Origin of the sequence: Candidatus Protofrankia californiensis (genome assembly GCF_900634765.1) — a bacterium.
Taxonomy (GTDB): domain Bacteria; phylum Actinomycetota; class Actinomycetes; order Frankiales; family Frankiaceae; genus Protofrankia; species Protofrankia californiensis.
In genome coordinates this window covers 8,408-11,350 of record NZ_CAAAFT010000175.1, presented here as the reverse complement: position 1 = coordinate 11,350, position 2,943 = coordinate 8,408, and the positions used below count along the sequence as shown (strand labels likewise).

4 protein-coding genes are annotated in these 2,943 nt (G+C 71.2%); all 4 read right to left on the bottom strand.

The window, feature by feature from the left end; translation table 11 throughout:
- On the bottom strand, nt 1-498 hold a 498-nt coding region (locus tag DD1DGNOD_RS09815), incomplete at its 3' end, for a TRAM domain-containing protein (protein WP_131769957.1).
- Nucleotides 495-1,187 (bottom strand): DUF3159 domain-containing protein, encoded by a 693-nt coding sequence (locus DD1DGNOD_RS09810; RefSeq protein ID WP_131766377.1) that lies wholly within the window; start codon nt 1,185-1,187, stop codon nt 495-497. The genes DD1DGNOD_RS09810 and DD1DGNOD_RS09815, both read right to left, overlap by 4 nt.
- Nucleotides 1,188-1,532: 345 nt before the next feature.
- Complete coding sequence (locus DD1DGNOD_RS09805; RefSeq protein ID WP_131769956.1) at nt 1,533-2,285, bottom strand: DUF3710 domain-containing protein; 753 nt, start codon at nt 2,283-2,285, stop codon at nt 1,533-1,535.
- A 162-nt stretch (nt 2,286-2,447) separates the two neighbouring features.
- The gene (gene dut, locus DD1DGNOD_RS09800) at nt 2,448-2,939 is read right to left on the bottom strand and encodes a dUTP diphosphatase (RefSeq protein ID WP_131766319.1); all 492 of its coding nucleotides are present in this window, start codon (nt 2,937-2,939) and stop codon (nt 2,448-2,450) included.
- Nucleotides 2,940-2,943 lie beyond the last annotated feature (4 nt).

Genomic DNA, 2,943 nt, shown 5'->3' with positions numbered 1-2,943 from the left:
GTCCTCGTCGGACCGGTCCGACGAGGACGGCGAACCCGGCTGCGGCGCGCCCGGTGACGACTCATCCGATGACGACGCGTCCGATGACGGCACGTCCGGCGGCAGCGCCGCTGGTGAGGCGTCCACCGCCTCGACCTCGACCGGGCAGTCCAGCCCAGCCAGGCGGCGCAGCTGCTCGCGGACCACCTCCGCCTTGAGCCGCCGCTGCGCGACAAGGGAGGCGTGCTGCCAGTCGCATCCCCCGCAGCGCCCGGCCCCGGCGTGCGGGCACGGCGGGACGACACGCTCCGGTGAGGCGCGCAGCACCTCGACGGCGTCCGCCCGCCAGTACCTGTCGTGTGAGGTGTCGGTCAGGCGAGCCCGCACCCGCTCACCGGGCAGGGCATGGCGGACAAAGACCACCCGGCCGTTGTCACGGGCCACACAGCTCCCGCCGTGCGCCACCGACCCGACCTCGACCTCGATCACGTCCCCGGTCACGTCCCCGATTTCGATCATCTCCCGGGGCTGTCGAGGACCGTTCCCTCGATGACCGGCCCTTCGCCGGACGCACCGGTCGTGACGCCGTCACGCCCGTCCGCGGCAGGCTGGCGCGGCGCCAGTCGCCGCACGATGGCGAAGGTCGCGAGAATCGCCACGCCGAACAGGGGCAGACCGAGAGCGAGGTTGGCCGCGCCGAGCCAGCCGGGCTCGCCGGCCAGGTAGAGCAGGCCCTGGACGGCGAAACGAACAACGAAGACCGCGATCCAGACCAGCGTCGCCCACAACGCGGCACGACGGGTGTCGGCATGCTGACGCCAGCCGGCGTAGCGGGCGTCCATCGCCGCCATCACATAGCCGGCAAGTGGGCGGCGCGCCAGCAGCGACAGCAGACCGACGGCCGCGAACGCGGCGTTCTTGGCGATGCTGGGCAGGAAGAAACCTTCGGCGCTGTGCGTACGGGATGCAACGAAAGCGGCCACAGCGACCGCGAACAGACCGGAGAACGCCTGCTGAACCGGCTCCCGCCGGACCATCCGCAACACCACGAGAACAGCAGCGACGGCGATCGCGACCGCAATACCCGCGGCCAGCCCGGCCTCGGCGTTGACGGTGACGAAGGCGACCGTGGGAATGGCGCCGTCGACCATCCCTCGGACGCCACCCACGGCCTCGGCCAACGATGCCGGTGGCTGCCGCGGCGACATGCGCCGGTCGCGGCTGGACGCGCTCACGCGGCGGCGGGCGACACGGACGACAGCGCGGGTCGCGGGTCTGCGGTCGCGAGGCGACTGCCGGAGTTCATCATCATGACAACTGCCTTCACTGGTGTATGCCACCTGGAATCGGCGTAACGCAAACCGGTGTAACACCCGGGCAACGAACCAGCCCGGCCCGGTGTGCCCGATTCCCGCTGGTGGGACGCTGGGAGCCGGGAATCGGCAGGGTCCTCAGCGCTCCCAGGACCCAGGCCTCCGGCGGCGCGAGAAAAACATGATTGCGTCGCCTTTGACCCTCCAACGCCCCGGCACCCTGACACGCCCTAACCGACTTCAACCAACTTCCGCGATCCGCACACCCGGAGCCGGCATCCGAGCCGCCGTCACCGCGACACCGGGCGTGGCGTCACGCGGATCCGGATCGAACGGGTCGGCCTGGTCGTCCGAGCCGTGCGGATCGGTGACCTCCCTGGGCAGCTTCAGCGGCAGCGGGTCACGCAGCGGCATCGCATGGTCGCCGCGCACCACCACCAGCCGACGCAGCGCCTCCGCCAGCAGCGGGGCGGCGGCGGGGTCGAGCGCGGCATAGCCGGTGAAAACGACCCGCAGGAACCAGCGCGGGCCGTCGATCCCCACCATGCGACCGGGCATGAACTCCCCCGGCGTACCGGTCGGCAGTTGCAGGCGCAGCTCGCTTCCGTGGGGTCCGCCGGTTTCCTCGGCCGCTCCCGCAGCGGCGCGCAGGGAGTCCACGATCTCGACGCGCACCTCGTCCCACAGGCCGATGCTCTTCGGCGCGGCAAAGACTGACAGCTCCATCCCGCTCTGCCCGTCCGTGAGTGTCACCGTCAGCAACTGCCCGGACGCCTGGTCGATCTGGAACTGCACCTGGACCCCGTCGACCACCGGGACCCGCAACGACCCCAGATCGAGCCGCCGGACGTGGTCGGCCGGGGCACGGTCGGCGTCGTAGGGGCCGTCGCGATCGATGCCTGCCTGGTCGTGCCCGGTCTCGTCGCGGTCGTCCCGGGGCTCCTGTGGATCCCGCCAGCCGCGACCGGCACGCCTACGACCGCGCCGGAACACTTCGACCACTTCCTGTTCTCACGATCAGCTTCCCTGTCGTCACAATCGGCTCCTCACGCGTGATGGTCGGGCATCCCCGGCGGGGTCGGGCGGCACCGGTGGCGGTACGCCGGCCCAGGCCCAGGCCCGGACCAGACCCCGGCGCCGGACCCGCAGCCGGGGTCAGGCAAAACCGCCGGTCGACCCGAAGCCGCCCACGCCACGCACCGTCGGGGGCAGCTCGGCGACCTCCTGGAATGCCGCACGCTCCACCCGCTGAATGACGAGCTGAGCAATCCTGTCACCACGGCGCAGAACCACCGTCTCGCGCAGGTCGGTGTTGACGAGTACCACCTTGATCTCACCACGGTAACCGGCGTCGACCGTACCGGGCGCGTTCACGATGGACACGCCGTGGCGTGCCGCCAGCCCACTGCGCGGATGCACGAACGCCGCATACCCTTCGGGGAGCGCGATGGCGATCCCGGTCCCCACCATGGCGCGTTCACCCGGAGCAAGCGTGACGTCCTGCGCCGCGACAAGGTCCGCACCGGCGTCGCCGGCATGGGCGTAGACCGGCAGCGGGAGATCCGGGTCGAGCCGGTGAACCAGCACCCCCACCAGGTCGAGTCCGGCGGCGGTAAGGGTCGTGGTGAGATTGTCCGTTGCGGTCATGACT

What these genes read in the sequence shown, in the direction of transcription:
- dut (WP_131766319.1), bottom strand. Translation starts at nt 2,939, where the DNA reads ATGACCGCAACGGACAATCTCACCACGACCCTTACCGCCGCCGGACTC.
- DD1DGNOD_RS09810 (WP_131766377.1), bottom strand. Translation starts at nt 1,187, where the DNA reads ATGTCGCCGCGGCAGCCACCGGCATCGTTGGCCGAGGCCGTGGGTGGC.